Origin of the sequence: Paenibacillus larvae subsp. larvae, from assembly GCF_002003265.1 — a bacterium.
Taxonomy (GTDB): Bacteria; Bacillota; Bacilli; order Paenibacillales; family NBRC-103111; genus Paenibacillus_H; species Paenibacillus_H larvae.
In genome coordinates, this window is record NZ_CP019687.1 from 2,083,867 (window position 1) to 2,108,623 (window position 24,757).

Annotated in this window: 30 protein-coding genes and 2 pseudogenes; 14 read left to right on the forward strand and 18 right to left on the reverse strand. The window is 44.5% G+C overall.

The genetic code is table 11. The features are described 5' to 3' along the window. Positions 1-125 precede the first annotated feature (125 nt). Positions 126-437 (reverse strand): thioredoxin, encoded by a 312-nt coding sequence (gene trxA, locus BXP28_RS10860; RefSeq protein WP_023483303.1) that lies wholly within the window; start codon positions 435-437, stop codon positions 126-128. Positions 438-727: 290 nt separating this feature from the next. Between trxA and BXP28_RS10865 the strand changes: the two genes are divergently transcribed. The 3 genes and pseudogenes from BXP28_RS10865 to BXP28_RS25575 form a co-directional block, all read left to right on the forward strand. After that, positions 728-877: a YqzM family protein gene (locus BXP28_RS10865; protein ID WP_024094847.1), complete on the forward strand. Its 150-nt coding sequence runs from the start codon at positions 728-730 to the stop codon at positions 875-877. A gap of 29 nt (positions 878-906) precedes the next feature. Further along, a pseudogene (locus BXP28_RS25570) lies at positions 907-1,389 on the forward strand (protoglobin domain-containing protein); the annotation flags it as partial. 285 nt (positions 1,390-1,674) lie between these two features. Further along, positions 1,675-1,983, forward strand: a pseudogene (locus tag BXP28_RS25575) (methyl-accepting chemotaxis protein); the annotation flags it as partial. Positions 1,984-2,121: 138 nt separating this feature from the next. Here the strand turns inward: BXP28_RS25575 and dnaI are convergent. The 3 genes from dnaI to BXP28_RS10885 form a co-directional block, all read right to left on the reverse strand. Continuing rightward, positions 2,122-3,069 carry a primosomal protein DnaI gene (dnaI, locus tag BXP28_RS10875; RefSeq protein WP_036656916.1) on the reverse strand — a complete coding sequence of 316 codons (948 nt, stop codon included), beginning with the start codon at positions 3,067-3,069 and terminating at the stop codon, positions 2,122-2,124. Positions 3,070-3,097: 28 nt separating this feature from the next. Beyond that, positions 3,098-4,594, reverse strand: a complete 1,497-nt coding sequence (locus BXP28_RS10880) for a replication initiation and membrane attachment family protein (protein WP_023483300.1) — start codon at positions 4,592-4,594, stop codon at positions 3,098-3,100. Between the two features lie 223 nt (positions 4,595-4,817). Continuing rightward, complete coding sequence (locus tag BXP28_RS10885) at positions 4,818-5,099, reverse strand: YuiB family protein (RefSeq protein WP_036656917.1); 282 nt, start codon at positions 5,097-5,099, stop codon at positions 4,818-4,820. A 173-nt stretch (positions 5,100-5,272) separates the two neighbouring features. On the opposite strand from BXP28_RS10885, the gene hemQ reads away from it, so the two are divergent. Beyond that, on the forward strand, positions 5,273-6,019 hold the full coding sequence (gene hemQ / locus BXP28_RS10890; protein WP_023483298.1) for a hydrogen peroxide-dependent heme synthase: 747 nt from the start codon (positions 5,273-5,275) through the stop codon (positions 6,017-6,019). A gap of 59 nt (positions 6,020-6,078) precedes the next feature. On the opposite strand, the gene BXP28_RS10895 is transcribed toward hemQ, so the two are convergent. Both BXP28_RS10895 and BXP28_RS10900 read right to left on the reverse strand, forming a co-directional pair. Further along, positions 6,079-6,351, reverse strand: coding sequence for a hypothetical protein (locus BXP28_RS10895; RefSeq protein WP_024094851.1), 273 nt, complete (start codon positions 6,349-6,351; stop codon positions 6,079-6,081). Positions 6,352-6,495: 144 nt separating this feature from the next. Continuing rightward, a complete protein-coding gene (locus BXP28_RS10900; RefSeq protein WP_036654862.1) occupies positions 6,496-7,698 on the reverse strand; it encodes an NAD(P)/FAD-dependent oxidoreductase in 1,203 nt (400 codons plus the stop codon). 466 nt (positions 7,699-8,164) lie between these two features. On the opposite strand from BXP28_RS10900, the gene BXP28_RS10905 reads away from it, so the two are divergent. Then, the gene (locus tag BXP28_RS10905) at positions 8,165-9,100 is read left to right on the forward strand and encodes an NAD(P)/FAD-dependent oxidoreductase (RefSeq protein WP_230460810.1); all 936 of its coding nucleotides are present in this window, start codon (positions 8,165-8,167) and stop codon (positions 9,098-9,100) included. 390 nt (positions 9,101-9,490) lie between these two features. On the opposite strand, the gene sda is transcribed toward BXP28_RS10905, so the two are convergent. Next, positions 9,491-9,646 carry a sporulation histidine kinase inhibitor Sda gene (gene sda / locus BXP28_RS10915; RefSeq protein WP_024094855.1) on the reverse strand — a complete coding sequence of 52 codons (156 nt, stop codon included), beginning with the start codon at positions 9,644-9,646 and terminating at the stop codon, positions 9,491-9,493. 419 nt (positions 9,647-10,065) lie between these two features. Between sda and BXP28_RS10920 the strand changes: the two genes are divergently transcribed. Both BXP28_RS10920 and mscL read left to right on the forward strand, forming a co-directional pair. Continuing rightward, entirely contained in the window at positions 10,066-10,227 is a 162-nt protein-coding gene (locus BXP28_RS10920) for a hypothetical protein (RefSeq protein ID WP_036654863.1), read from the forward strand. A gap of 210 nt (positions 10,228-10,437) precedes the next feature. Next, positions 10,438-10,878, forward strand: coding sequence for a large conductance mechanosensitive channel protein MscL (gene mscL / locus BXP28_RS10925; protein WP_023483295.1), 441 nt, complete (start codon positions 10,438-10,440; stop codon positions 10,876-10,878). 33 nt (positions 10,879-10,911) lie between these two features. On the opposite strand, the gene BXP28_RS10930 is transcribed toward mscL, so the two are convergent. Together BXP28_RS10930 and BXP28_RS10935 are read right to left on the reverse strand one after the other, a co-directional pair. Next, complete coding sequence (locus tag BXP28_RS10930; protein WP_036654865.1) at positions 10,912-11,250, reverse strand: DsrE family protein; 339 nt, start codon at positions 11,248-11,250, stop codon at positions 10,912-10,914. A gap of 23 nt (positions 11,251-11,273) precedes the next feature. After that, complete coding sequence (locus BXP28_RS10935; RefSeq protein ID WP_023483294.1) at positions 11,274-12,260, reverse strand: alpha/beta fold hydrolase; 987 nt, start codon at positions 12,258-12,260, stop codon at positions 11,274-11,276. 269 nt (positions 12,261-12,529) lie between these two features. On the opposite strand from BXP28_RS10935, the gene BXP28_RS10940 reads away from it, so the two are divergent. Both BXP28_RS10940 and BXP28_RS10945 read left to right on the forward strand, forming a co-directional pair. After that, positions 12,530-12,949 carry a YhjD family protein gene (locus BXP28_RS10940; RefSeq protein ID WP_024094859.1) on the forward strand — a complete coding sequence of 140 codons (420 nt, stop codon included), beginning with the start codon at positions 12,530-12,532 and terminating at the stop codon, positions 12,947-12,949. A 307-nt stretch (positions 12,950-13,256) separates the two neighbouring features. Beyond that, the gene (locus tag BXP28_RS10945; RefSeq protein ID WP_374049677.1) at positions 13,257-13,898 is read left to right on the forward strand and encodes a cell wall hydrolase; all 642 of its coding nucleotides are present in this window, start codon (positions 13,257-13,259) and stop codon (positions 13,896-13,898) included. A 265-nt stretch (positions 13,899-14,163) separates the two neighbouring features. Here BXP28_RS10945 and BXP28_RS10950 read toward each other — a convergent pair whose 3' ends face one another. Then, a complete protein-coding gene (locus BXP28_RS10950) occupies positions 14,164-14,526 on the reverse strand; it encodes a HesB/IscA family protein (RefSeq protein ID WP_023483291.1) in 363 nt (120 codons plus the stop codon). A 147-nt stretch (positions 14,527-14,673) separates the two neighbouring features. After that, positions 14,674-14,877: an aspartyl-phosphate phosphatase Spo0E family protein gene (locus BXP28_RS10955; protein WP_226989753.1), complete on the reverse strand. Its 204-nt coding sequence runs from the start codon at positions 14,875-14,877 to the stop codon at positions 14,674-14,676. 474 nt (positions 14,878-15,351) lie between these two features. Here BXP28_RS10955 and mqnE point away from each other — a divergent pair, with 474 nt between their 5' ends. Together mqnE and BXP28_RS10965 are read left to right on the forward strand one after the other, a co-directional pair. After that, entirely contained in the window at positions 15,352-16,455 is a 1,104-nt protein-coding gene (mqnE, locus tag BXP28_RS10960) for an aminofutalosine synthase MqnE (RefSeq protein ID WP_023483290.1), read from the forward strand. Between the two features lie 41 nt (positions 16,456-16,496). Beyond that, positions 16,497-17,561, forward strand: a complete 1,065-nt coding sequence (locus BXP28_RS10965; protein ID WP_023483289.1) for an NAD(P)/FAD-dependent oxidoreductase — start codon at positions 16,497-16,499, stop codon at positions 17,559-17,561. Positions 17,562-17,608: 47 nt separating this feature from the next. Here the strand turns inward: BXP28_RS10965 and BXP28_RS10970 are convergent, their stop codons facing one another. Continuing rightward, positions 17,609-17,857: a YuzB family protein gene (locus BXP28_RS10970; RefSeq protein WP_023483288.1), complete on the reverse strand. Its 249-nt coding sequence runs from the start codon at positions 17,855-17,857 to the stop codon at positions 17,609-17,611. 115 nt (positions 17,858-17,972) lie between these two features. On the opposite strand from BXP28_RS10970, the gene BXP28_RS10975 reads away from it, so the two are divergent. Continuing rightward, the gene (locus tag BXP28_RS10975) at positions 17,973-18,221 is read left to right on the forward strand and encodes a NifU family protein (RefSeq protein ID WP_023483287.1); all 249 of its coding nucleotides are present in this window, start codon (positions 17,973-17,975) and stop codon (positions 18,219-18,221) included. Positions 18,222-18,312: 91 nt separating this feature from the next. Here BXP28_RS10975 and BXP28_RS10980 read toward each other — a convergent pair whose 3' ends face one another. The 6 genes from BXP28_RS10980 to BXP28_RS11005 all read right to left on the reverse strand — a co-directional run bounded on the left by BXP28_RS10980 (position 18,313) and on the right by BXP28_RS11005 (position 23,365). Continuing rightward, on the reverse strand, positions 18,313-19,086 hold the full coding sequence (locus BXP28_RS10980) for an SDR family oxidoreductase (RefSeq protein ID WP_158529823.1): 774 nt from the start codon (positions 19,084-19,086) through the stop codon (positions 18,313-18,315). After that, positions 19,083-19,811: a Cthe_2314 family HEPN domain-containing protein gene (locus BXP28_RS10985; RefSeq protein ID WP_023483285.1), complete on the reverse strand. Its 729-nt coding sequence runs from the start codon at positions 19,809-19,811 to the stop codon at positions 19,083-19,085. The genes BXP28_RS10980 and BXP28_RS10985 overlap by 4 nt, the downstream gene beginning before the upstream one ends. A 186-nt stretch (positions 19,812-19,997) precedes the next feature. After that, positions 19,998-21,758 carry a UbiD family decarboxylase gene (locus BXP28_RS10990; RefSeq protein ID WP_023483284.1) on the reverse strand — a complete coding sequence of 587 codons (1,761 nt, stop codon included), beginning with the start codon at positions 21,756-21,758 and terminating at the stop codon, positions 19,998-20,000. Between the two features lie 14 nt (positions 21,759-21,772). Continuing rightward, positions 21,773-22,678 (reverse strand): COX15/CtaA family protein, encoded by a 906-nt coding sequence (locus BXP28_RS10995; RefSeq protein ID WP_036654869.1) that lies wholly within the window; start codon positions 22,676-22,678, stop codon positions 21,773-21,775. Positions 22,679-22,798: 120 nt separating this feature from the next. Continuing rightward, the gene (locus BXP28_RS11000) at positions 22,799-22,981 is read right to left on the reverse strand and encodes a hypothetical protein (RefSeq protein ID WP_036654871.1); all 183 of its coding nucleotides are present in this window, start codon (positions 22,979-22,981) and stop codon (positions 22,799-22,801) included. Between the two features lie 36 nt (positions 22,982-23,017). Continuing rightward, positions 23,018-23,365 (reverse strand): thioredoxin family protein, encoded by a 348-nt coding sequence (locus tag BXP28_RS11005; protein ID WP_024094868.1) that lies wholly within the window; start codon positions 23,363-23,365, stop codon positions 23,018-23,020. Between the two features lie 183 nt (positions 23,366-23,548). Here BXP28_RS11005 and BXP28_RS11010 point away from each other — a divergent pair, with 183 nt between their 5' ends. Together BXP28_RS11010 and BXP28_RS11015 are read left to right on the forward strand one after the other, a co-directional pair. Then, positions 23,549-24,391 (forward strand): SPFH domain-containing protein, encoded by an 843-nt coding sequence (locus tag BXP28_RS11010; protein ID WP_023483281.1) that lies wholly within the window; start codon positions 23,549-23,551, stop codon positions 24,389-24,391. A 6-nt stretch (positions 24,392-24,397) separates the two neighbouring features. Then, the gene (locus tag BXP28_RS11015; RefSeq protein ID WP_024094869.1) at positions 24,398-24,595 is read left to right on the forward strand and encodes a type II toxin-antitoxin system antitoxin; all 198 of its coding nucleotides are present in this window, start codon (positions 24,398-24,400) and stop codon (positions 24,593-24,595) included. Positions 24,596-24,757 lie beyond the last annotated feature (162 nt).

The window sequence follows — 24,757 nt, forward strand, 5'->3', positions numbered from 1 at the left end:
GTCCCCCTTTCCTGGCTTCTCCTCTTTTTACATGGCGGTTTATCTATGTTCATTTCTCTTCTTATTTTTGCACAAAAAAGCTCCTTTTCCGGCACGGCAGAAAAAGAGCTCCTTTTGGCCTAACATTACTGATGGCGGGACAGCAGATTGATCAGTTGATCTTTGGACTGTACGCCCACTGCTTTATCTACCGGTTGACCCTCTTTAAAAACGATCAAGGTAGGGATGCTCATCACTCCAAAACGGGAAGCGGATTCCGGATTCTCATCCACATTTACTTTAGCAATCTTGGTATCCACTTCTTTATCCAATTCTTCAAGCACAGGTGCAATCATTTTACAAGGTCCGCACCATGGTGCCCAGAAATCAACTAATACAGTACCGGAACCCTCAACTTCGGCCTTGAAGGTTTGGTCGGTAACATTGACAATAGCCATGCAAGATCCTCCTTTAACTCGGTCAATAACGTAAGTATACCACAAAGACCCCTATTTTCAAACGAACTGGCTTGCAGCTTTCAAGTTCCATATGGGGATATCTGGATTTTTAATCTATTTGTCACCTTCTCCATCTTTACAAAAAACATCCCATATGATTTACTAAAATTATGCAGCTGAATCAATTTCATACTATGAATTGTTTCAGCTAAGACTTAATGTAAATGAAGTTGTTCCGGTAAAATAAGAGAAGTTACTATACTTGTAATGGAAGTAAGGAGGAGCAATCCATGAGTGAACAAGTGAACCGTGCTGAACTTCATGTGAATGAAGAGCCCCGCAATGATTTTATAGACACCGCTGTTGGTTTTGGCGTATTTTTTGGTGTTCTGATGCTTATTTTCATTGCTGCAGTAGTCATTAAACTGTTTGCAGGTTGATTCAACAATTCAAGAGAGACCTCCCTGTGATGAAATCCGGTAGGAGGTCTTTTCTGTTAGTGTACAAATTATCTATTTTAAAAAAGATTGGGGTCCAAACATTGATTCAATTAACGGAACAAAGACAGAAGCTCATCAATTTCATCGGTTTGACAGATGATGATTTGGCTTTGCTGAAGAAGCATGAACAAGCTTTTGGACAAATTGTCGACGGATTGGTCGATTTGCTGTATGAACGGCTTATTGAGGTGCCGGAATTAAAGGAGCTAATTTTTAAATACAGCACATTAGAAAGTCTGAAGCAAACCCAACGTTGGTACTTTTTATCCATGGCATCAGGAATCGTGGACCAAGCATACATAGACGGAAGGCTTAAAATCGGACATGTCCATTCCAGAATCGGATTGACTACCGATTGGTATTTAGGTACTTATCTGCTTTATTTGGATCTTTCCACCGCCTATTTTAAAGAAATCATTCCGGAAAATTGGCTGGAGGTCACCTATGCACTCACTAAAATGTTTAATCTGGACTCCCAGCTTGTGCTTGAAGCTTATGTTCACGATGAAAAAGCCAGGATTGAACGGCTCGTAGACGAACAGGAAGAGCTTATTACCGGAATTTCCAAAGCAGTTCAGGATCTTGCTGCCATGATGATAGAACTGAGCAGCAACAGTCAGATTGTTGCCGAAACAGCCGCACAAGCTGCCGCCTCTCAGGAAAAAAGCCACGGCATGATCCATAACCTGAGCCACGAAGTCGAGGATATTCAAGCGATGGGCACACTGATGAAGGAAATCTCTGAGCAAACCCATCTTCTTGGGCTTAATGCCGCTATTGAAGCTGCCAGAGCAGGTGAACAGGGCCGGGGCTTTGAAGTTGTGGCCAATGAGGTGCGCAAATTGGCATCCCGTTCGAAAGAAGCACTGGAAAGCATTCAGGACAAGCTGCAAAGTATAAATGAAATATTAAATAAGGTCAATTCTGAATCAGAACGCACGACCCAATACGCCCGTTCGCAGGCTGCAAGCTCCCAGGAGCTTATTTCTTTCGTACAGATGGTTGAACGGGTGACAAATGAATTAGAAGAGCTGAAACAGTTGTAAGCGTATGCCAGGTATATGGGTTGTTCCATAAGTAACTTTGATCCTCCCGGCAGCCGGTTTGCTAACAATAAAGGCGTCTTTCTCCAACAGAAAGACGCCTTTTGTCATAATTGGTTATTTGGACCGTTCACCTTAATATTACTGCGCCCGTTTGTTATGGCCGTTTACTTCTACCACCTGAACATAATGGCGGATGCGGTCCATGATTCTCCGGCCTTTATATTCTTCATCCCCATCCTTGTTCGTAAAGCTGAAATGCTGCTCCAGGCTGTCCAAATTGTAATTGGAGGTAAAAAATGTCGGTTTGCGGTTCATCCTGCTGTTTAAGATGGCTCCGATCACATGATCCCTCAGCCATGGATTCAGGTTCTCCGCCCCGATATCGTCAAACACAAGCAGGTCTGTATTTTTTATCATTTCAATGGTATTTTTTAATGTATGGGGCTCATTAAACATTCCTTTAAGATCTTCAGCAAAATCAGGCATATATACGATCGCACTGGTAAACCCTTTTTTCGCTAGCTGATGCAGCATATAACACATCAGAAAGGTCTTGCCTGTCCCGAAATTACCCTGGAGATATAATCCCTTGGTCTGTAAACCTTCCTCTGTCGTTTTCTCAATATAATCTGTAATGGTCTCGACTGCTTTGGCCCTTTGATAATCTACACTTACAATATCTTCAAACGAATGCTCCCTTCGCAAGATGCTTTCATCAATATGAAAGGTACGGATCCGCCGGCGAACCGCTTCTTGTGACTGCCGGGCCAGGAACTTGGGACAAGCCACTTTTTCCTCATCAATGAGCGTATGGCCACCACTATGTTCAATCTGCAAATGGGTGCAATGACCGGCCAGATCATTAGGACAGCAGTCCAGACCGGGACACTGCTCACAGTTACCGGTTTCTTTCACATATTGATATAAGCGATTCATATTCACTTTAAGAGTAAACTCATCCAATTCAGGATGTTCGGATCGCAGTTTCCGTATCTTCGGATCAGACAATAGTGTACGTACTTTCTCTTCTGCTTCCTTCCTAAGAACCCCGGGCATCTGCTTAAGCATGTCCGCCAAAGATTCCATATCGGCTACCTCCAATCCGTTTTTTTCTTTATTTAAACTTCTCATCTAGTCTCCTAGCTTTCTGGATAATACGCTGCAATTCTTCATCAGTCAGCTCAGCCTGCTGTACAGCTGGCTGCACGATCGGAATCTGCGGCTTTTGCTGCTTCGTCTGTCCTCTTGTATTTCTGCCTCCACGGCCCTTGTTCTTCGCAGCAGCCGCCTTGGCGGCAGCCTGTTCCTTGTACCGTTGACGCTCCCGGACATACTCTACTGCCTGCTCATAAGTTAGTATCTGTTTGCCAAGCATATCGGAAGCAACCGCTTCAATAGAAGCCTTGGTCCAGGATCGCCGGTCCACATATATATAATGAATCAGAACATTAATTACTTCTTCTTTCAACTTATAATTTAAATCTATCTTCTCGAAAATATCCATTACCCCATCCGGTACAGAACCATGAGGAAAAAACTTTTTAAGCACAAAAGTGTAGGGTTCATTTTTTAAAATATAATTGTACTGATGATCATTACACTCTCCCTGCAGTAGCTGGGGAACAGCCAGATAATATTCCATCTGAACAGATTGCTCCGTTTCCCCTTCTCTATCCTTCCCTTGTATTACGGTCAGTTCTGCGGCACGGGATATGGATCTTTCCCGTTCTTCCTCTCTCTTTTTGCCCTGCCGGTAATAGAGATTTGCCTTATATTGAAGCCCGTCGACCAGCAGTTCTCCTTCTTCCGTAAACATGCCGTCCTCATCCAAAAGCCGGCATGTCTCCTGCAGCGTCAGGTTATATTTACGGGCCACCAGATTAATAGAAATCATATGCTCGGGACGGTTTTTCAAATCCTCCACATAAACCCGGTTCCGGGAACCGCGCGGAAAACGCATCAGAATGTCGGCGAATTGAAATCCCTTGGATACAACATCCATCCGTTCCATCTGTCTTGCTGCCGAAGACTCGTACAGTACCTGTTCTAACTCGTAATCAATCGTTTGGGTATTTAAACGGAAAATATCATAGAAAGGAACAGAAATGTTCTCACTATTGGCTGTTTTCAATTCCGGGGCCTCATCCAGCAGCAGCTCGTCCCGTAAAGATAAAAGCATATATTTGCCAACTTTATCACGTAAAAGAAGTGTCAAGTGCTGGTTTTGGAAAAATTCAGGAGGGCTTAGTGGCCGAAAGAGTGTATATGCATATAAATAATCCTCATCTTCCGACACAAACTTGCGGCATGTTTGCAAAAGACCTACTGCCTCCAGCTTGGAAGCCTGTTCTATGAACATCTTCCTTCCCCGTTCGCCGGGATCTATGTCCATAGCAAAAAATAAACGTCTCTGCTGCTCCAGCGGGCTGTATCCTACCTGGTCGCCTTGCAGCTGCTGATAGAGAGTATGGTAAACGCTTATAGCCAACCCGCCTATCATCGGTTGATAGATCATTGTCAGCATCTTATATTCCAGGCTCCTCAAAGAGAAATCCCGGAATACGTAAAACCGGTGATTTTCCGTAAAGTGCAGCATATTTGAGATACGCATTTTATCCTACTCCGTCCGTTCAAAAGTTACTGGTCTTCATTTTACCACAAATCTCGACAGTCTACGAAAAGAAAAATAAACCTATCCTGAAACCATTTCATACTATTACGCCATGAACTGGATACGCGAAAGACAGGTTTATTTAGAAAATGGCTGTTTAGTGCTTTTGAAACCAGGGAAAACCTTCTATCCGCTGGCTTTAACCCTGATTTTCCGTTCAGGTTTAAAACATTTTGTACCCCTTAATACGTAATGTTTTGATCGCTTTGCCGCTAAGTACGGCACCGACCAAGCCGCCTGCCGCCGGGACCAAATCCACAAATGTGATATCCTCGAACGTGGCTGCAAAACCGGACTTGACCCCCCAATATACGATCATTCCCCCCACCAGCAAAAAATACATATAAATAGGAAGCCAGGTCGTTTTAATCAGCATATTGAGAATAAAGCCAAGCCCGAAGAACAAAACAAACAACAGAACGGTAACGATCACCAACTGAATCAAAACTGAATCAACCCCTTTGGTTTCTTCCATTCTGATTGTAAAACATTCCATTCAAAGAATAAAGTGTCCAGTCAATGAATTTTTTCACAGTCATAAACTGTTCATTTGCCCTGTATGTATGAATTCGTTACAATGTAGACAAACAGGCAAGTAAGCAAAGGAGTGTGCCAGGCATGAATGAAGCTGTTCAAACGTTAGAGGGTTGGTATGCCCTTCACGATTTCCGTTTGATAGATTGGAACGCGTGGAAAGAAGCCCCCGGTGAGCTGCGAAAGCAGGCAGAGCTAGAACTGCATACCTTCCTGCATGAATGGCAGCGCATAGAAGATGGGAAACAAGGCAGTACTGCTGTCTACAGCATTGTTGGACAGAAAGCTGATCTTGTTTTTATGCATCTGCGCGAAACCTTGGAGGAACTGAATGAACTGGAGACAACTTTCAATAAATCAGTTCTTGCTTCTTTTACGATTCCTTCATATTCTTATGTGTCCGTGGTAGAGCTTAGCAATTATATGGCCAAGCCCGGAACCGATCCCATGGAAAATCCCGAAGTGGTAGCCAGATTAAAGCCTGCACTTCCGAAAAGCCGCCATATCTGTTTTTACCCGATGAATAAACGCCGGGAAGGCAACGATAACTGGTACATGCTTAGCATGGATGACCGCCGGGCCTTGATGCGCAGTCACGGAATGATTGGACGAAGTTATGCAGGCAAAGTGAAACAGATCATTACCGGTTCCGTAGGATTTGATGCCTGGGAATGGGGAGTTACCCTGTTTGCCGACGATGCTCTTCAGTTCAAAAAACTGGTTTACGAAATGCGCTTTGATGAAGTAAGCGCACGTTACGGAGAATTCGGGGATTTCTATGTAGGCAACCTGCTGACTCCAGACAAAATCTCCGCTATGCTAAGCCTTTAAAGATTTAATAAACGCCCTGCCGGCTTATAGACCGGGCAAGGCGTTTTTATTTCGGGAAATCATTCTTCCCCTTCTTTCTCCAATGCATAAAGAGCTGCCTCCATCTCCTTGCGGCGCAGAAAATCTTCAGTTTCCCTGTCTCTTTGACGGCTTTTCTCTTTCAACCGTTCAATGGCCGGCATTATCAGAATATCGATTTCTTTCTGTACAATAGCGGACAGATCGTGGCGATGATGAGACTCAAGATAATGTCCCACTTCAATCAGATTATTATAGCGGTCAAGCTCGGATCGTTCCAATAATCCTCTTACCTGCACACTGCAGTGACGCATGAAAGGGCTCCTCTCTTCCGGTCATCCAATGTCCTGCCGGATATCTCCGGACAGTAGGAAAATTTGATTAAGTAGAATAGGCAATATAAAGCCGCATTTTGTCTATACGCTAAGGGCTCTCGTATGAGAGCCCAAAACTGTTCCTTATTTCGTAAAGATCCCTTTTTTCAGAACCAATGGAATTCCGCCAATTGTATAAAGATAGCGCCATTCGATGACGCGTTTCATAAAGGAGGCGAAGCTTCCTTTTATTTTTTTGCTTCCCACCACGCCGATAGCATCTTTTTTGCCAAGAGAAGCGACAGTACCACGGTTAATGTATTGGAATTCTTTCAGTTCCTTATTACGGATAGTGGCTACCAGGTTATATGCACAATTTTCTCCTTGTTGGGTTGCAATTTGGGCTGTAGGCGGATAAGGTCTTCCTTCCGGATTTATTACCAGAGAGCAGTCGCCTATAATAAAGATATTATCATGGCCAGGGGCTTTCAGATAAGGATCCACTTTAATTCTGCCGCGGGCTGTTTCAAATCCGGCTTCCTCCAGCAAATGGTTGCCGCGGATACCGCCTGTCCAAACTACTGTTCCCGCTTTAATGAATTCATCTCCGGCGATCAGAACACCTTCCGTTGTACATTCTTTAATAGCTACCCCGATTTTGAAAGTTACGCCTTTCTCTTCAAGCAGTCTCATGCCGTACTCTACAAGCTCCGGATCAAAACCTGGAAGCATAGTAGGCGCCGCTTCAACATTAATAATGCGGACCAAAGATGGATCTACATCAAACATACGGCAAAGTTCCGGTACCCGGTTCACGAGTTCGCCCAAAAATTCAACTCCTGTGAAGCCTGCTCCGCCAACCACAATTGTGAGCAGTTCTTTACGTTCCTGATTCAGTTTGTATTGAGCAAACTGATATTCAATATGTTCACGGATAAGACGAACACTGTTAATGCTGCGAATGCTTAACGAATTTTCTTTCAGGCCGGGTATACCGAAAGTTTCGGGTTCTCCCCCAAGACCTACTACGAGATAGTCATAAGATATTGTTCGGCCATCATCCAGAACGACACTTTTTTCCTGTGGGCGAAGTTCTGTAACCGATGCTTTAACGAAGTCTACTTTAAACTCGTCAATCAATTTGGAAATCGCTACACGGGAATTATCTACGTGATCAGTTCCCGCTGCTGGCATATGGAGCTGAGTAGTAATGTAATGATAATCATGCTTGTTAATGAGCACTACATCTGCCTCATTGGAGTTCAACTTCTTCTGCAGATTAATGGCCGTAACAATACCGCCATATCCCGCTCCGATAATTACGATTTTTGGAATTCTACTAGTCATTTTTCTTCTCACTTCCATCTGCGTAATTGTGTTTATATACATTGTGAAAAATCACACATACAGCGACAATATTTATTGTTAGTATTATTGTACGGAAGTATGCACAATATTGTTTTATCGTGTATGGAATTTTTTACAATGAAAAAACAACAGGTAATTCAAGAATATTATGATGTATTCTAAATAGCAAGGACTATTTCATGGGAAATCCAGGATAATTTGATGAGAGCTTCCCCGTTTCCTTACATTCCCGCATCAGTGCCGCCTTTTTAGCTCTTTTATCTAGATAAACCAGGGGGTTTTCTTATTTACAAACGTTTACATCTAAAATGAGGGTTTTATTCCTTATACGGTACGTTTATAATGGATGGAGAATTTACCCATTGGAGGTGCAACAGTTGTGACTGAACATGATCCTAAAGAAGAAATAGTCGATATTCTAGTCATCGGCGGAGGTCCTGCCGGCATGTTCGCTTCTTTCTATGGCGGTATGCGCCAAGCATCCGTAAAATTGATTGAAAGCATGCCTCAATTAGGCGGCCAGCTAGCCGCTCTTTACCCGGAAAAATACATCTATGATGTAGCAGGTTTTCCGAAAGTTACAGCCCAAGGGCTTGTAGATAACTTGTCCATCCAGATGCAGCGTTTCCCCATCGACATTCGCTTAGAAGAAAAAGTGCTGCAGGTCATTAAACGAGAAGAGCGCCTCTTTGAAATCGTTACGGATAAAACCACTCATTTCTCAAGAGCCGTTATTATTACAGGCGGTGTCGGTGCCTTCGAACCAAGACGTCTTGATTTAGAAGAAGCACCCCAGTTTGAAAAGCAAAATCTTCATTACTTTGTAAATGACCTGAGCCAATTTGCCGGTCAAAAAGTACTGATTAGTGGTGGTGGCGATTCAGCTGTCGATTGGGCCCTTATGCTCGAGCCTATTGCTGAAGAGGTAACCCTGATTCACCGCCGCGATAAATTTAGAGCACATGAACACAGTGTCGAAAACTTGATAAATTCCAAGGTAAATGTGCTTACTCCAAAAGAAATTACTAAACTTCACGGTTCACATACTATTGAAAAAGTCACCATAAGCGACTGCAAAACAAAAGAAAGTATAGATATTGATGTGGATGCCGTCATAGTGAATTTCGGCTTCGTCTCATCTCTTGGTCCTATTGCTGAATGGGGATTGAATATCGAAAATGGCTCCATCGTAGTTGATTCCCGCATGGAAACAAGCGTACCCGGGATTTTTGCCGCCGGAGATATCACTACTTATCCGGGAAAACTAAAATTGATTGCAGTTGGTTTTGGAGAAGCTCCTACTGCAATAAATAATGCCAAAGTCTATATCGATCCAAATGCGCGTCTGTCTCCCGGCCACAGCAGCAACATGAAATTTTAATATCAAAGATGTAAATTCTGTTTATTATTGGGCATTCTATTCCTGAAATCCTATTTGGATAAAGGAGGAATGCCTTTTGTCATCATCTTATTGCGCAGTTTGTAATGGATTGAAGCAGTTATCTCTGTCTTGCCCGCGTTGCAGTTCCATGACTTTAGATGGAGGAAGACTACATGATTTTCTAGGCCCATATGCCCCGTACCGTCCTATAGAGGAACTTAGCTTAACGAACGGCTTTCCTGATCTGGAACAGCATGAGTGTATACATATGGTATATTGTAGCCAGTGCCGTGCTAGTTTTGCCTATCCCGTTAAGGAAGTAGTTCTCTGACTGATTCAATTTCATAAAATATTGTTGGAAACCCAAGTTATGAAATTGATTCGACTGTTTTATAGAACGGTCATTTCTTTGGAAGCTTTATTTTCTACCGACAAATCTCTACGTTTGATCTCCATTAACAATAAATTGACAAAATCCACGTCCAGCTGCAGGTCTAATGCTTTCCAGTAAGATTCTAGCAACGTTTCATCGCTGATCACTCTCATTGGGAATCATCACCTTCTACACCAATTTTTTATTATATTATCACGGGGTCAAAACTAGAACAATCGTTCCGTTATCCACAAACAGATGTGTATATCCTGTGTGTAATTAGGGGATAACCTGTAAAAACCTATGCAGGATGAGGGTGGATAATGTGGACAAGGTTATACACAAGCTGGCAGTTTCCGACAGTGATAAAAACAAATAATCAATCTTTGTCACCCTATACGGATTATTATCATAGCTGCTTTTGACTAGGCCTAAAGTATTACCTGAAAAATACGGCCTATTCCTTTGAACCAATTTCTCCTCCAAATTCAAAATCTCAGGCCGTCCATTTTACAAAAAACAATCATCAAATTGATCCTTGGTTAATACTATTGATTTAGTATGTAAAAAACGGAAAGGAGGAGAATTCGGGATGCTGGTTTATGACGTTGTGGTGAATGGAGAAATCAAAGAAACCATCCTTCCCCGCAAACACCGACTTAAAGAAATTTACCATTACATGATGGAACAAAGTCAACTTATGCAACGAAAGTATGGCGAGCATGTCCGGCTCAATAAGCGGATCGTTTATTAGACCCTCCCCCACCGGCATGTCTGCTTTTATGGCATACAAGGTAACACAAAGTCCTGTCTGATTTATTTGCAGGACTTTGTTTCATTTTAGGGATAGGGGGCTAATCGTAGGATTGAAAAAAACGGGGCGTGTCTGATACACTGGGTAAGAATTTTGAACGAAGGATGTGTAAAGCCATTGTCATTTATACAAGAATTTAAAAAATTCATTATGCGGGGGAGCGTCGTTGATCTTACTGTCGGTGTTATCATCGGAGCTGCCTTCAACAAAATTGTCACATCCCTTGTGAACGACGTAATTATGCCTCCTATCGGGCTGCTGCTTGGAAAGGTGGACTTTTCCAGTTTATTTATTAATCTGTCGGACACGCACTACAATTCTCTGGCAGAGGCCAAAGCGGCCGGAGCCCCAACGATTAATTATGGGCAGTTTATCAATAATGTATTGGACTTCCTGATTGTCGCTTTCGTTATTTTTGTTGTAATCAAGCAGATCAACCACTTCCGTAGAAATGAGGAACGGGAGGAAAAAGCGGAAGATCCGACCAAGGAATGTCCGTATTGTTTATCGAAAATTGATGTAAAAGCTACGCGTTGCCCCAAGTGTACCTCCATGTTGAATGAAAAAGAGCCGGAACCTTCTGCCACATAGAAGTTTCCGGCTCTTGCCGTTTGCAAAAATCTCTTATCCAATGGTTATAACCTCATGATTTCGGGCCAGTTCAACGAATTCCTTCATGCTGGATACTTGTCCGACCGTAAGGACATGTCCGACTCCATAATAATCCAGGCACGTCTTGCAGGCCAGTACGGGCACCCCCTGATCGGCCAATTCTTTGAGATGAACGGAAATTAATGACTTCTCAGTAAGCAGGGTTACTCCTTTGTTCAAACAAAAGACAGCAGCCGGTTTATTTGCCTCCTGTTTGATCAGCACCATGAAGGTTTCTAATAGAGAAGACCCTAGTAGGGCGTCCCCATTGCCAAATTGGTCTGAAGTAAGTAATATGACTTTTTCTTTCATACTTTTCCTCCTCGTTCCCTGGTTCAGTATTGAGAGTAGGTTCGGTATGTGGAAAGTACAACCTCCCGAAACCTCTCCGGCTCCTCGAAATGAGGTGAATGTCCCGACCGTTCAAACCAGAACCATCCCTTGTCCGGTGCACGGAGAGTCTGATAATAATGCCGGCTAAGTTCAGAAGGTGTACTGTAATCGTATTTTCCGGCATTGATGATTACCGGCACATTCACTTCCGGAACCTTCCCGGCCACATTTATCTTGGCTATTTCCGGCCACATTGTTTTTGTAGAGAAGAAGGTTCCTGCCGTATATCGGATTAAATCCATCCAGCCGTATTCTTTGGAAGCAAGCATGCCTTTAAGCATTAGAGCGGGCACATTCACTTCGTGATAGATTCCTCCCAGACGCCCCAGCCATTTCCGCTGAATGTTCAGACTTTTCTGGTCAGTAAAGGGTCTTGGGCCAAGTGAACCCAACTCTTTGACGGCCTTTTGCCATCCCCGTTTTTGGGCTTCGTTCAAGGAATACTGGTAGCAGAATTCCTCGTTTTGCAGCATATCACTGATTTGTCCGATACCATAATATGCATAGAAATATTCCGGTTTTTGCTTAATGGCAAGCATGCCAAGGATACTTCCCCAAGAATGGCCAACCAGATACAACTTCGGCCGCTGAAAACGTTCAAGCAGTTTAGTGGTCACTTCCAATGTATCCTGAACAAATTGGTTCACGTTCATAGAAGCAGGAGAGATTTGTTTCGAAAAGGACAAGCCGGAACCACGCTGATCCCAATTGACCACGACAAAATGTTCCTCCAGTTCCTTCTGGAATGAACGGGCAAAACCAATCTGGGCAATACCGGGTCCGCCATGCAAAAAAAGCAGGAGCGGTTTTTTGATATCCATCCCCCGCATCATAACCCATTGGTTTATCCCTCCTACGTTCCATCTTTCCACTGCAGCAATACCACTTTGCCGATTTTTGCTGTAAAGGGGCATTTTTTGCTGAAACAAATGTCTGACCTCCCTACCCTCTTTGTTTTAGTATACACTTGTTAACGATAAAAATCTTTCAGTCTGTTATTTCCAAAAAAATTAAGAGCAGAAATGCGAATCCGGAAAAGTATAGAAAGCCGTCCCTAAAATCGGGGACGGCTTTTGACTATTGTCAAATGATTCTTATATGTAAAATTTGGCTTCCTCTTTTCTCTTGTGGAACAGGCACTTTTGGGTCTAAAGTGTATATAATAAGAACATACGTTCCTTCATAGAGGAGTGATTTCATGGACCCGTCGGTAAACAGACCCCAGCTTCCCAGTCACCAGGAATTATCGATGATTAAGGAGTATCTGCTTCTTCCCCTGGTCCTTTCAGTATTTGAACGTGATGCCCGTTACGTTAGGGAAAGTCCGATTAAAACACCTGATCCCTATATTAAGGTCATTCACCGCGCAATGGATCAGGCATCCGGAGAATGGACCCGTCTTCGTGCCGAATTTCGCCGGAGGGGGATTCAAGTGACTTGGCAAAAGCTCGAACCGGAAGGGCTTTACGCCAGTTATCTGTGCCGCGGTTATTCCGGCTCTATGCGTCTTCTTATCCGCCTGGTAAAAAGTGAAATCGAAATTCGCCTTCGCAAATATTTAGGCGAGGATATGACCTGCTACCGGGATCTGAACCAGGATGTAATAGACCGCCTGTAGGTCCGTATCATATCGTATCCTGGTAAAAATGGGTCCGCTATGGTTACGTGACGGAACTTATAGGTATATCTTCCTCCCCCCTCCTCCTTTTTTCCTCTTTTTCAACCTTACGGACAATTTTTATGGTTGTCGGGCCGAACGCTATAAGCAGACAAAGTTTTTCCAGGCATTTTTTCTACTTTGTCTCTCTGCTGCAATAAAGCGTGTGCGGTCAGTCTATCGTCAGAGAATAAGTTCTTCGTTTGTTTATTGCACCAACAATTGACGTCAGTAAGTAAGAGGAGGGTAATCGATACAAATGAAAAAAATAAAACAAGCAGTCATTACGCTATCTGTCAGTGCCTGTGCTTTGGGTTTAATGGTCATGGCTTCACCGGCGGGTGCCATGACACTCAATATAGGTACCCAAAGCGAGCATGTGCTGAATCTGCAGGAGAGACTCAGTTCGCTCGGTTATTTCAAGAAAGGAATAACCGGTTATTATGGTAAAATTACTAAAGAGGCGGTCCGGGACTTTCAGAAAGCGTATGGTCTTTCCGTCACCGGCAGCGCCGATTCCGCCACGTTAGCCAAACTGAATCAAATGGCAGGCTCAAAACAGATCACTTTGGACCAACTGGCCCGTATTATTTACGCAGAAGCCCGTGGGGAGTCCTTTAAAGGACAAGTTGCTGTAGGAGCCGTAGTTTTGAACCGGGTCCAGTCCAATGCTTTCCCTGATAGCATTACCGAAGTCATTTTCCAGCCGGGACAATTTTCCGCTATCCGTGATGGCCAGTACAGTCTGAAGCCAAATCAGGCGGCCTACGATGCAGCCCGGAGTGCTTTGAACGGTTGGGACCCTACAGGCGGAGCCCTTTATTATTACAATCCGCATACAGCAACGTCCTCATGGAGCAAATCCCGTCCAACCTTGTCCTCTATTGGTAATCATGTATTTACCCGTTAACAGATAAGACTGCAGCAGGGATAGTCAACTGCACACGCATTCCGGATACCCCTGGCGGCCGACCATGATGCCAGGATAACCTCACACATAAGAAAAAAACTTTGCGTTTATTTCGCGAAGTTTTTTCTTATGTATGATTTAAATGAATAACTTTGATTTCCATCCGAAATCGATTCGATTAAAAACAAATCTTTAAATAAAAGCCTCCTAAACGTTTGTATTTTGAGAAACGTCCAGGAGGAAATAAATCGTTAATTTCAACTCATTATGCATCACACTTTTGTGCTTTCGCTTCCTGCTCGGGTGCTGTCCGGAAGCTGGACCCGCAGCCGCAGGTGGCAATAGCATTCGGATTATGGATGGTAAACCCGCCCCCCATACCGGCTTCCTTATAGTCAATCTCAAGACCGTTTAAATACTTCATACTGTCCTGGTCCACTACAATCTTAAGACCGTCCACGTCCAGAACCTCGTCCTCTTCCTTTTGCTCATTGTCGAATCCCATTCCGTATGAAAATCCGCTGCATCCACCTTCCAGCACACCCAAACGGAGAAACAGGCCGGGGGTCTCCTCAGCAGCAAGCAGTTCCTTGATTTTTTCATTAGCTATTTCACTGATTTGAATCATTCTGTCATAACCTCCTTATCCCCTGACGCCCCGAAAGGCTTAACAGGATAAATGAAAATGGCAGTTCCGTGCTGCCTTTCTTTTCAGTATACTCCTATTGAATAAGGGTCTCAAGAAATAACGGACCTATTCAGCTCTGTCCGCTGTTTAATTGGCCAATTCCGCAGTGTGCTCATCCAACCGCCGCCAGTTGTAATACTGCAGCAGCAGCTCATCAAGCTCACGGCTGCAAGCTTGAACTTTAGGATGAAGAAAACCGTGACGAATACCGAGTTCGACCATTTGTTCACGCATTCTTTCAATTTCAACAACAATTTTATTTTCCATTTTTGAAAGTACAGAAATAGTCACGATTAATCCCTCTTTACCAAATAATCTCCTAATCAAACAGTATACAACAATATATGAAAAAATGGAAATACCGTCCATATTACTTGTTCCCTTTCAATGCTCTTTCTCACAAATGTTGGATTTTTATTGCCCGCCTGCATATGTAGGTTTATAATTAAACAAGGTGTGACTGATAAGGTGCTTAACTTTAGAGAGAACAGCAGCCGCTTCTCTCTTATCAAAAATTGTATTGTTCTATCGTTAGATGGAAGGAATACTTTGTTTTTTGTTGTACACAGGAACCAACCGCTGCACCACCCTGCCCTCCGGAAGTCCTGCCTGTCTAGGAACCGGGGGTTTTGGCATGTTGCATTGCTGTGTTTCTATGATTCAAGTCTCCCTCGGGCTATTTTTCAAGACCTGGGACGAAAACCCTATGGGAACAACTGAACCGCTTTTTAGTGCCAGCTTATTAACCGAACAGGAGGGGATCTGATGAATGTCATTCTAAAAACTCCCGCGAAACAAATGGCGGAGATTGCCGAAAAAGTGAAACACGGCCAAAGGCTTTCCCTGGAAGAAGGCTTATTTTTATATGAATCCGATGACATTTTAACTATTGGACAATTGGCCAACGAGGCCAACATGCGGAAAAACGGAAATAAAGTATATTTTATAGAAAATATGAGCCTTTATTTCACCAATGTTTGTGAGGCACATTGCGCTTTCTGCCATTTCCGCCGGAATCTCGGTGAGGAAGGCGCCTATACTTACTCTCCTGATGAAATGATCAGTCATATCCATGAGCATTTTCATCCCGGTATGCGCGAATTTCATATAACAGGCGGCCATAATCATCATATGCCGTTTGATTATTATGTAAGCTGTATCAAAGCGCTAAAAGAAAATTTCCCGGACGTAACAGTGAAGGCCCATACCGCGGCAGAGATTGATTTCTTTTCCCGGATAAGCGGCCTCAGCTACAAAAATGTACTTCAGGCTCTTATGGATGCAGGACTTGATACAATGCCGGGCGGAGGCGCTGAAATTTTGTCCGAACAATATCGTAAAAAAATGCGTGTTGATAAAGCTACAACAGATCAATGGCTGGAAATTCACCAGACTGCCCATGAGCTTGGAATGAAAACTCATGCTACCATGCTGTATGGTTCCATTGAAACTCTTCAACAGCGTATTGAGCATATGATATCGATCCGCGATCTTCAGGACAAGACGGGCGGTTTCATGGTATTTATTCCGAATGCTATTCAGCCTGCAAGCAAAAAAGCCGGTATTAAACGGCGCGTTACCGCTTTCGAGAACCTGAAAACCATTGCTATAAGCCGCCTGGTGCTGGATAACATTCGGCATATTAAAGCTTACTTTATTAATCTGGGTACGAACATTGCCCAAATGGCTTATTGCTTCGGCGCATCCGATGCTCATGGGACTATCGTGAAAGAACGTATTTCTCATGCGGCAGGAGCGACCTCTCCTGAAGGACTGACAAGAGACGAACTGACATGGCTGATAAAAGGTGCGGGCCGCATCCCTGTTGAACGAGACACGTTTTACAATGAAATTCAAGTATACGAATAGTGTTTAAGGTATAAAACCATCGTAGAAGGGATTTTTCACGCATGAAAAAGCTTGTTATTCTAGGAGGAGGCTATGGGGGACTGACCATAGCCCTTGAACTGTTAAACAAAGAACTGCCCGATGATGTGGTTCTTATGTTGGTTGACCGTATGCCTTTTCAAGGCTTAAAGACCGAATATTATGCTCTCGCATCAGGCACCATTGCAGAAACTCATATTCGCGTTCCTTTTCCCGACGATCCAAGGATTCAGCTAAAGTACGGGGAAGTAACGGGGATAGACCTAGAGAACAAACAAGTAGAGCTTTTAAACAGTGAATCGATCGACTATGATTGGCTCGTAATCGGGCTTGGCTGTGTGGACAAATACCACGGCATTCCAGGAGCCGACCTGTATACCAACAGTATCCAAACATTGGCGCAAACCAGAGCTACATACGGGCGAATCAACGATGTGAACCCGTACGGTCAGGTCACTATTGTCGGTGGTGGCCTTAGTGGTGTTGAAATTGCCGCGGAACTGCGGGAAAGCCGTCCTGATCTGAATATTCGCATCCTTGACCGTGGAAAAAGCGTCCTTTCTTCATTCCCAAGCAAGCTACAGGAGTTTGTCAGCGGCTGGATGCTGGAGCATGATATTGAGCTTCGCTCTTATGTTCAGCTTAGCCGTTTGGAAGGCGGAGAACTGTATAATCAGGAGGAGATCATTCTGACTGATGTTACGGTTTGGACGGCAGGCATTCAGCCAAGCCCTCTTGCACAGGCATTGAACGTGTCTAAAGATAAGCATGGCCGGGTTATGCTGAATGCTTATCATCAAATACCGGAATACCCGGATGTCTATGTGGTGGGGGACTGTGCCAATATGCCGTTTTCACCGAGTGCACAGGCAGCCGGAGCACAAGGCAAGCAAATCGCCGAAGTGATACAGGCTGTTTGGCATAACAAAACCCCCCGGCTTGGCAAAATCAAGCTCAAGGGGGTTCTGGGGTCACTCGGCAAAAAATCAGGCTTTGGTGTTGTGGGTGAACGTGCGGTTATGACTGGAATGGTACCCCGAGTTTTAAAAAATGGGGTGCTTTGGAAATCCAAACACCATTTTGGTTAGCTCCGCATCCCCAGATATTGAAGTCATGCGGCATGAGATCAAGAATTTTAAAACAAGTCGTCCATGGCTTCGATTTCGTTTATTTTATCCGCAATCGCCTGTTCTAGTTTTTCTACCGTTTCGGCGAATACGGCTTCCCCGTTCACAAGAGCGTACGGACTTAAGTAGCACTCACCGCAATACCCAAGACACCCGTATTCCACTACATCTATATCAGGATTTTTTTCCAGACGTACAATCAGTTCCCTCATCCCTTCATGAAGGCTGCTTGCACAAAACTCAATAATAGGTCTCAAGAATGATCATCACCTTACGGGTTAAAATAGAAAAAGACCACCATGAAATCATCTGGTGGCATTTTCATTTTCTACCTTCTTGTATATAATAATATAAAGAAAGGAGTTGAATCAAATGACGGAACAACTGCAAGATTCCACCATGTATGATGAAGTGCTGGAAGTTTTAGATAAGCTTCGTCCCTTCCTTCAACGTGATGGAGGTGACGTTGAACTCGTAGATGTCGAGGACGGAATTGTAAAATTGAGACTGATGGGGGCCTGCGGCAGCTGCCCGAGTTCCACTATCACCCTGAAAGCAGGTATTGAACGTGCCCTGGTTGAAGAGGTAGAAGGCATTCAGGAAGTTGTCCAAGTATTCTAATCTCCCACCTTTACCATAATCAACTGAAGCCCGCGGATTGCCGCGGGCTTTTAGATTAGATTTCTTTTTATTTCGGCGCTTTATTTCCTATTCAATGTCGGCAGCGTTTGGATAGGATCAAGCCCCCCGATATTTCCATAATATTGCCGGTAATAAAATCCGAGTTCTGCTGGCAAAGAAATGCAATGACTCTGGCGATATCCTCCCCGGTACCGGGTCTTCCAAGCGGCGTCTCTTCATCCGATTGAAAAGCCACTTCATGAATAAGCTTCTCTTTATTATCCCCGCGGATATCCCCAGGGCATATCATATTCACCGTAATTCCATTCCTCGCTTCTTCTTCAGCAAGTGTTTTGGTGAAGGATACAAGTCCGACTTTAGCTGCAGCGTAGACGGCCCTGTGCGGCCACGCTCTGGCCTCAGCGGCATGCCCAAACCCGAAATGGATAATCCTGCCCCATCGTCTCTCCCGCATCATTGGAAGAAGGGCTTGATCGAGCTGCATAACCCCGAGCAGATTTCCCCGGACCAAGTAATCAATTTCATCCGCATGATACTCTGCGAAAAAACGTCTTTCTCTAATAAATGGCCCTGCATTATTTACCAGAACGTCTACATGTCCCATATGGCTGCGTACTTCGGCTACCAGCCGCTGAATATCCCGGGCCTTGGACACATCTGCCCGAACAGCCTGGGAACGAACCCCCATTTTTACTATTTGCGCCGTAAGCTTACTCGCATCTTCCCCGCTGTTCACATAAGTAACCACAACATCATAACCTTCTTCCGCCAGAGTCAGGGCTGTCCTCTTTCCAAGTCCTCTGGCGCTGCCTGTAATTAAGGCTACCTTCCGTTCTTCGTTCATCCTTCTCCCCCTTCCGTTAAACCAAGAGGATGATGCCGGTCCATGTAGATAAAGGCTATGCTGATAGAGGAGCAGACCATTTGGAATCCCTGTTCCAAATCCAGGATGTCTTCCAATACCTGTTCGACCTGAATCCGTTCCCCAATAGGAGAATAATTCTGCATCAGATCATCCAGCATCTCCACATTAACAAAATGAATTTCCATATTGCGTCTCTTTCTGAGTTTATCCATGGCCGGTTTCATAGTAACTTTCAGATCGTGCAATTGCTGCCCCAGTTCAGGATGAATATTCTGCTCATGCATCTGGCGCAAAACCGTATAGAAAGAAAATCTGGGTTTCTTTGTTTCCGTGCGTACGTTGTATACATCATTCAGAAAATAACCAAGCTTATCAAGGATCGAAAATACACGGATTAATGCATTTTTGTAAAAATACAAATACCTTCGGTAATGATCCAATTCCTCGGGTTTCATCTCATCTATGTAAGAAGATTTAACATAACGAGCATATCGGGAAGAGCAGTAAAGGCTTTGTTCAATCTCGTTCAAAGCATCCAGAAAGCTTATACTCCGTACATGAAGACGGTGTTGTTTCTGCTTATGTTCGGGAAGTACTGCCTTATACCGGTGGAGCCTGGAAGAATAACGGCGGATGGCCTCATTCGCCTCGCGTATTTGTCCATCATCCGTACGCTTTGGTTCATGGAATAAAAATCGGAGCATAGCATCACCTCAAGTTGAATCCTGTATCCCAGGGTACTGGTAGTTTGTCACATTTTACAAGTCCCAGTATGCGCTCTAGGTACATGAATCATACCCCTATATATTACCATAAAAGGCAGGGACCGGTCTCCCCGGGTCCCCTGCCTTTTCTATATATAAATGTATAAGCTCTTTCTCTCTTAGATTTCAGGAAGGAAAGTATTCTTTCCAGCGGCTGTCTACCAGTTTTACGATGTCTTCCCTTGGAAAAAGCTCATCCGGGTAAGAAGGCTTCATTCTGGCATCGATGATCAGAGGAAGCTCATACTCCACGTGATTGAAGGAAACTTTGGATTTAGCGAAAATATCCGTTGCCGGATTGAAACGAGTAAACACGGTCCACAAGAATGATGTTTGCCCTGCTGCCACATCCGCATCATCTACTAATATAACCAGCGGCCATTCTACAAGCTGTCCGTAAGAGTGATCCAGAAGATGTTTGGGCAGATCAGGAGCCTCCTCATAAGACGGTCCCGAAATACATAGGCATCCGCCACAGTACGGGTTGGCTTTGGTGATCGGCGGAAGCTGCCCGCCCTGATAGTCTCTCGGTAATTCTCTTACAGGTTCCCCGATCCCCATCATGATCGCTTTGCTTCCGTGGTTCAGCTTATGGCCGGTATAATCCAAGGTATCGTGGGAAGTATGATTGATAATAATCAGGTCTTCCCGGGGTTGGAATCGTTCCAGCACGGTTTCCAGCAGCAGCGGAAAGTTCTCCAAATCTACAGTCCGGTCTGTAATCATCAAGAATTTGGTCAGCGTAAGCTGACCTTCCCCTAGAATACGGAATGCGGATGTCAAAGCTTCCCTCCGGTAGCTTTCCCGGACGATGGCTGCTGCCAGAGAATGAAACCCTGTCTCTGCATATGTCCATAGTTCTTTGACTCCCGGCATAACCATCGGAAAAGCGGGAGAAAGCAGGCGCTGAAGAAATTCCCCCATATAGTAATCTTCCTGTCTTGGCTTTCCTACAATAGTCGCTGGGTATATGGCATCTTTACGATGCCACATGTGGTCAACTTCAAATACAGGAAAATCATGCTTCAGGGAATAATAGCCAAAGTGGTCGCCAAATGGTCCCTCAGGACGTCTTAGATGCGGGGGCACTTTACCGCTGATAGCAAAGTCCGCTTCTGCGACAAGACGGTGGCCTCCATGGGGATTGGCTGTCATAGGCAGTTTCTTTCCAAGAATTAATGAGGCTATAAGCAATTCCGGAAGCTGTTCCGGAACCGGGGCTATGGCCGACGCTATCAGTGCCGGAGGCCCGCCGAGGAATACGGTAACAGGCAGCGCTTCGTTTCTTTGTTCGGCTTCATAATGGTGGAACCCCCCGCCTTTATGAATTTGCCAGTGAATACCGGTCGAGCGGTCATCGTATACTTGAAGCCGATACATGCCTACATTATGCTGCCCCGTTTTTGGATGTTCCGTATAAACAAGCGGAAGGGTCACGAATGGCCCCCCATCCTCCTGCCAACAGGTCAGCGCGGGTAATCCTTTAAGCGGGTCCTGCCGGCGGCATTCTCCCAAAATCGGGGCACCCGATCCCTTGATCTCCTTGGTGCCCACTCTTAAGAGCTCCATAATCAGCTTACGTTCTCCCCATATAGCTTTAGGAGTCGGAGGCAATAATGATTCCACTGCTTCTATCGCTTCTTTCATAAGCTGCTCAGGCCTTGGACCAAAAGCCTTGTCTACCCTATCGGACGTCCCGAACAAATTAGTCACTACCGGAAAAGAGCTTCCTTTGACGTTGGTAAATAATAAGGCAGGTCCTTGCTCTTCAATGACCCTCCTATGGATCTCCGCAAGTTCCAGATACGGGTCGACCGGTGCAGAGATTTCCACGAGATCACGGTCTTTTTTTAAATCATCAATAAAGTCTCTTAAATTTGTGTACACGGGCAAGATCCTTTCTACATCTTTTGTTTACGGTAATGGAGCGTCAGCACGCACAAATAACTTAAATAACCGAACAGGAATGCAATAAAGGCATTATGCAGCAGTGCCCCAAACACATAATTGTCCGTTCCCACCACATAAGTTACAAGAATTCCGGCTGCAATCTGAAGCAGCGTATGCACAAAGGTTAGACCACTGCTTCGGCGGATGAAAGGATTATCCCCATAAACCGTCCGTCCTTTAACAAACAGGATGACTACCATAATGGTCAAAATAAGCACTGTTACGCGGTGCATAAAAACAATTCCGGCTGCTCCGGAAAGATCAGGGATAACTTCTCCGTTGCAAAGGGGAAACCCTGTACAGCCACCGCTCGAAGTTGTATGGCGTACGAATGCCCCGACATAAACGACCACATAACTGAAAAAGGTTGTAATCCAGATTAAGGCGGCATAACCCGGACTCATTCTCCCTGGATGATCCAAATACTTGCCCATTTCCCCCAAACTAAGCAAGGTAAGCAAGGAGAAAGCAAAAGCCAGCAAAGAAAGGCCGAAATGAAGAGCAAGGATAGCGGAGGATTGGCTCCAAATTACCGCTCCGGCTCCCATTAGAGCTTGTATGATAACAAATAAAAGCGTCAGTGAAACGAACCATCGTGTGTCTTTCCGTTTCACATCCTTGAAGACTAGGAAGGTAGTAGCCAATAAGATCAACCCGACTATGCCCACAACAAAACGATGGCTGAATTCGATAAAGGAGGATATCGTATAAGCCGGAATAAATTTGCCGTGGCAAAGCGGCCATTCCGCTCCGCACCCCATGCCTGATTCGGTTGTGGTAACCAGGGAACCCATGATCAGGATCAAAAACATGCCAATAGCTGTGGCCCAGGCAAATCTGGTTACTAATTTGTTCAAATCTGTTCACCCACTTTGTATATACCTAATTAGATAGGCCAAAATAAGTCTTGCATATGACATCTTATACAATTATATCGGGATTTTTCAGGGGTTTATAGGCTTATCCGCCGAGAATTGTTACAAAGCCTTGAAAAGAAACAACAACACTTGCCGCGCCGCAACGCGCTCTTTAAGCATAAAATTTCCTATATATAAGAAAGAAAACAGCTTGCTTCCCGTTTCGACCTCAGCTGTTTCCTCTTCCTGCCCCATATTTTCAAACCGTTCATTCCCCCAACAAAACAAATAGAAAGAGGACATGACCTAGCCATGCCCCTTTCTGTGTTTCTGTTCAGGCTACTTGTTGTTCAAAGCCGAAGAAACGTCTACAGCCCGGTCAAGGAACTGCTTGATTTCTTCCTTCGTCTTGTGAAGTTTGCTGACAAAACGGATCAGTTCCTGGCCGTTACTAAAGGCGATAAAACTGGGGATGCCAAGAATGTTCAACTTCGAACACATATCCGGAAGCTCATCCCGATCCACCTCAATAAAACGGATGCTATCCTTATATTGAACCTCCAAATCAGGCATGAAGGGCTCAATAAAATAACAATCTTTACACCAAACCGCCTTAAATACAGCGACTGTTGTACCGGGGTCTGCCACAACCGAGCGAAACTCCTGTTCTGTTGATACTTTCTTCATTTTCACTCACCTCTTTGGGTTTTTGATGCTTCATATATAGCACTTTGTCCAACCCCTGTCAAGAAATGAGACTCCTTATTCCATCTTCCAATTCAAAGGAAATTATGATATCATAAAAATATCCAAATAGTATCAATTTAGTATTAACAACCCAGAAAAAGTAGTAGAGGGGGAGAATGTGAAATGAAAGAAAAACAAGCTTGGTCCATAAATGGATTCATCGGTTTTCTAGGCTTACTGGTAGTGATAGGACTGGGTTTATATCTGCTCTTTGCAGAATTTTATGTCCTTGCCGTGCTTTGTGCAGTCGTAGCCTTCATTCTGATCTGCTCCATCAGTATTGTTCAGCCAAATCAGGCCTTAGCCATAACCTTTTTTGGACAATACATGGGTACAATCAGGCAAAGCGGATTTTTTATGACCATCCCTTTTTCTGACCGGAAGAAAGTCTCTTTGCGGGTTCGTAATTTTAACAGTGCCAGATTAAAAGTCAATGATGTGGAAGGGAATCCTGTAGAAATTGCAGCGGTAATCGTTTTTCGGGTAGTCGATTCGGCCAAAGCCTTATTTCAAGTCGATAACTATAATTCGTTTGTGGAAATCCAAAGCGAAAGTGCCCTTCGCCACGTAGCAAGCAAATATCCGTACGATTTATTTGAGGAAACGGGTTATTCACTCCGGGGAAATGCGGAAGAAGTAGCGGCCGAGCTAACGGAAGAACTACAGCATCGTTTGTCTGTAGCAGGAGTGGAAGTCATGGAAGCAAGGCTTACCCATTTGGCATATGCTACAGAAATTGCCAGTGCTATGCTGCAGCGCCAGCAGGCAGCGGCTATTGTTGCTGCGAGAGAGAAGATCGTGGAAGGAGCTGTATCGATGGTACAGATGGCTATCGGCAAGCTTCAGGCTGAGGGTGTAGTGGAACTTGACGAAGAACGCAAAGCCGCCATGATCAATAACTTGCTCGTAGCTGTAGTCTCCGACCGTTCTGCCCAGCCTGTCATCAATTCAGGCTCCATCTATTAGGGTCCTATGGCTGCCAAAAAAAATTTTCCGCTTCGCCTGGACCCTAAACTGTACGAAGCACTGGAGCGCTGGGCGGCAGATGAATTCCGCAGTGTAAACGGCCACATTGAGTTCCTGCTCCGCGAAGCATTAATGCGTACCGGCAGACTTCCAGGCCGATCCTCCCCGAAGGATCCCGGATCCTCATCAGGAACAGATCAATAACAGATTCGTATACCAAAACTGGCGAGAAACCCTATAAATGAGGAAATGGCTCTGCAATCAGAGGAGGAGTATATCCCGCAAGAGTTTACGTCCGCTTTGAAACCCGTGAAAATACCGCTAATTTCAATTCCTTTCACGGATTCTGGGCAGAGGCTGAGGGAT

What these genes read in the sequence shown, in the direction of transcription:
- mscL (WP_023483295.1), top strand. Translation starts at nt 10,438, where the DNA reads ATGCGGGGGAGCGTCGTTGATCTTACTGTCGGTGTTATCATCGGAGCT.
- BXP28_RS11010 (WP_023483281.1), top strand. Translation starts at nt 23,549, where the DNA reads ATGAAAGAAAAACAAGCTTGGTCCATAAATGGATTCATCGGTTTTCTA.
- mqnE (WP_023483290.1), top strand. Translation starts at nt 15,352, where the DNA reads ATGAATGTCATTCTAAAAACTCCCGCGAAACAAATGGCGGAGATTGCC.
- BXP28_RS10905 (WP_230460810.1), top strand. Translation starts at nt 8,165, where the DNA reads ATGTTCGCTTCTTTCTATGGCGGTATGCGCCAAGCATCCGTAAAATTG.
- BXP28_RS10940 (WP_024094859.1), top strand. Translation starts at nt 12,530, where the DNA reads ATGGACCCGTCGGTAAACAGACCCCAGCTTCCCAGTCACCAGGAATTA.
- BXP28_RS10985 (WP_023483285.1), bottom strand. Translation starts at nt 19,811, where the DNA reads ATGCTCCGATTTTTATTCCATGAACCAAAGCGTACGGATGATGGACAA.
- BXP28_RS10880 (WP_023483300.1), bottom strand. Translation starts at nt 4,594, where the DNA reads ATGCGTATCTCAAATATGCTGCACTTTACGGAAAATCACCGGTTTTAC.
- BXP28_RS10865 (WP_024094847.1), top strand. Translation starts at nt 728, where the DNA reads ATGAGTGAACAAGTGAACCGTGCTGAACTTCATGTGAATGAAGAGCCC.
- BXP28_RS10965 (WP_023483289.1), top strand. Translation starts at nt 16,497, where the DNA reads ATGAAAAAGCTTGTTATTCTAGGAGGAGGCTATGGGGGACTGACCATA.
- trxA (WP_023483303.1), bottom strand. Translation starts at nt 437, where the DNA reads ATGGCTATTGTCAATGTTACCGACCAAACCTTCAAGGCCGAAGTTGAG.
- BXP28_RS11005 (WP_024094868.1), bottom strand. Translation starts at nt 23,365, where the DNA reads ATGAAGAAAGTATCAACAGAACAGGAGTTTCGCTCGGTTGTGGCAGAC.
- BXP28_RS11015 (WP_024094869.1), top strand. Translation starts at nt 24,398, where the DNA reads ATGGCTGCCAAAAAAAATTTTCCGCTTCGCCTGGACCCTAAACTGTAC.
- BXP28_RS10900 (WP_036654862.1), bottom strand. Translation starts at nt 7,698, where the DNA reads ATGACTAGTAGAATTCCAAAAATCGTAATTATCGGAGCGGGATATGGC.
- hemQ (WP_023483298.1), top strand. Translation starts at nt 5,273, where the DNA reads ATGAATGAAGCTGTTCAAACGTTAGAGGGTTGGTATGCCCTTCACGAT.
- BXP28_RS10980 (WP_158529823.1), bottom strand. Translation starts at nt 19,086, where the DNA reads ATGAACGAAGAACGGAAGGTAGCCTTAATTACAGGCAGCGCCAGAGGA.
- BXP28_RS10950 (WP_023483291.1), bottom strand. Translation starts at nt 14,526, where the DNA reads ATGATTCAAATCAGTGAAATAGCTAATGAAAAAATCAAGGAACTGCTT.
- BXP28_RS10930 (WP_036654865.1), bottom strand. Translation starts at nt 11,250, where the DNA reads ATGAAAGAAAAAGTCATATTACTTACTTCAGACCAATTTGGCAATGGG.
- BXP28_RS10975 (WP_023483287.1), top strand. Translation starts at nt 17,973, where the DNA reads ATGACGGAACAACTGCAAGATTCCACCATGTATGATGAAGTGCTGGAA.
- BXP28_RS11000 (WP_036654871.1), bottom strand. Translation starts at nt 22,981, where the DNA reads ATGTCCTCTTTCTATTTGTTTTGTTGGGGGAATGAACGGTTTGAAAAT.
- BXP28_RS10895 (WP_024094851.1), bottom strand. Translation starts at nt 6,351, where the DNA reads ATGCGTCACTGCAGTGTGCAGGTAAGAGGATTATTGGAACGATCCGAG.
- dnaI (WP_036656916.1), bottom strand. Translation starts at nt 3,069, where the DNA reads ATGGAATCTTTGGCGGACATGCTTAAGCAGATGCCCGGGGTTCTTAGG.
- BXP28_RS10920 (WP_036654863.1), top strand. Translation starts at nt 10,066, where the DNA reads ATGCTGGTTTATGACGTTGTGGTGAATGGAGAAATCAAAGAAACCATC.
- sda (WP_024094855.1), bottom strand. Translation starts at nt 9,646, where the DNA reads ATGAGAGTGATCAGCGATGAAACGTTGCTAGAATCTTACTGGAAAGCA.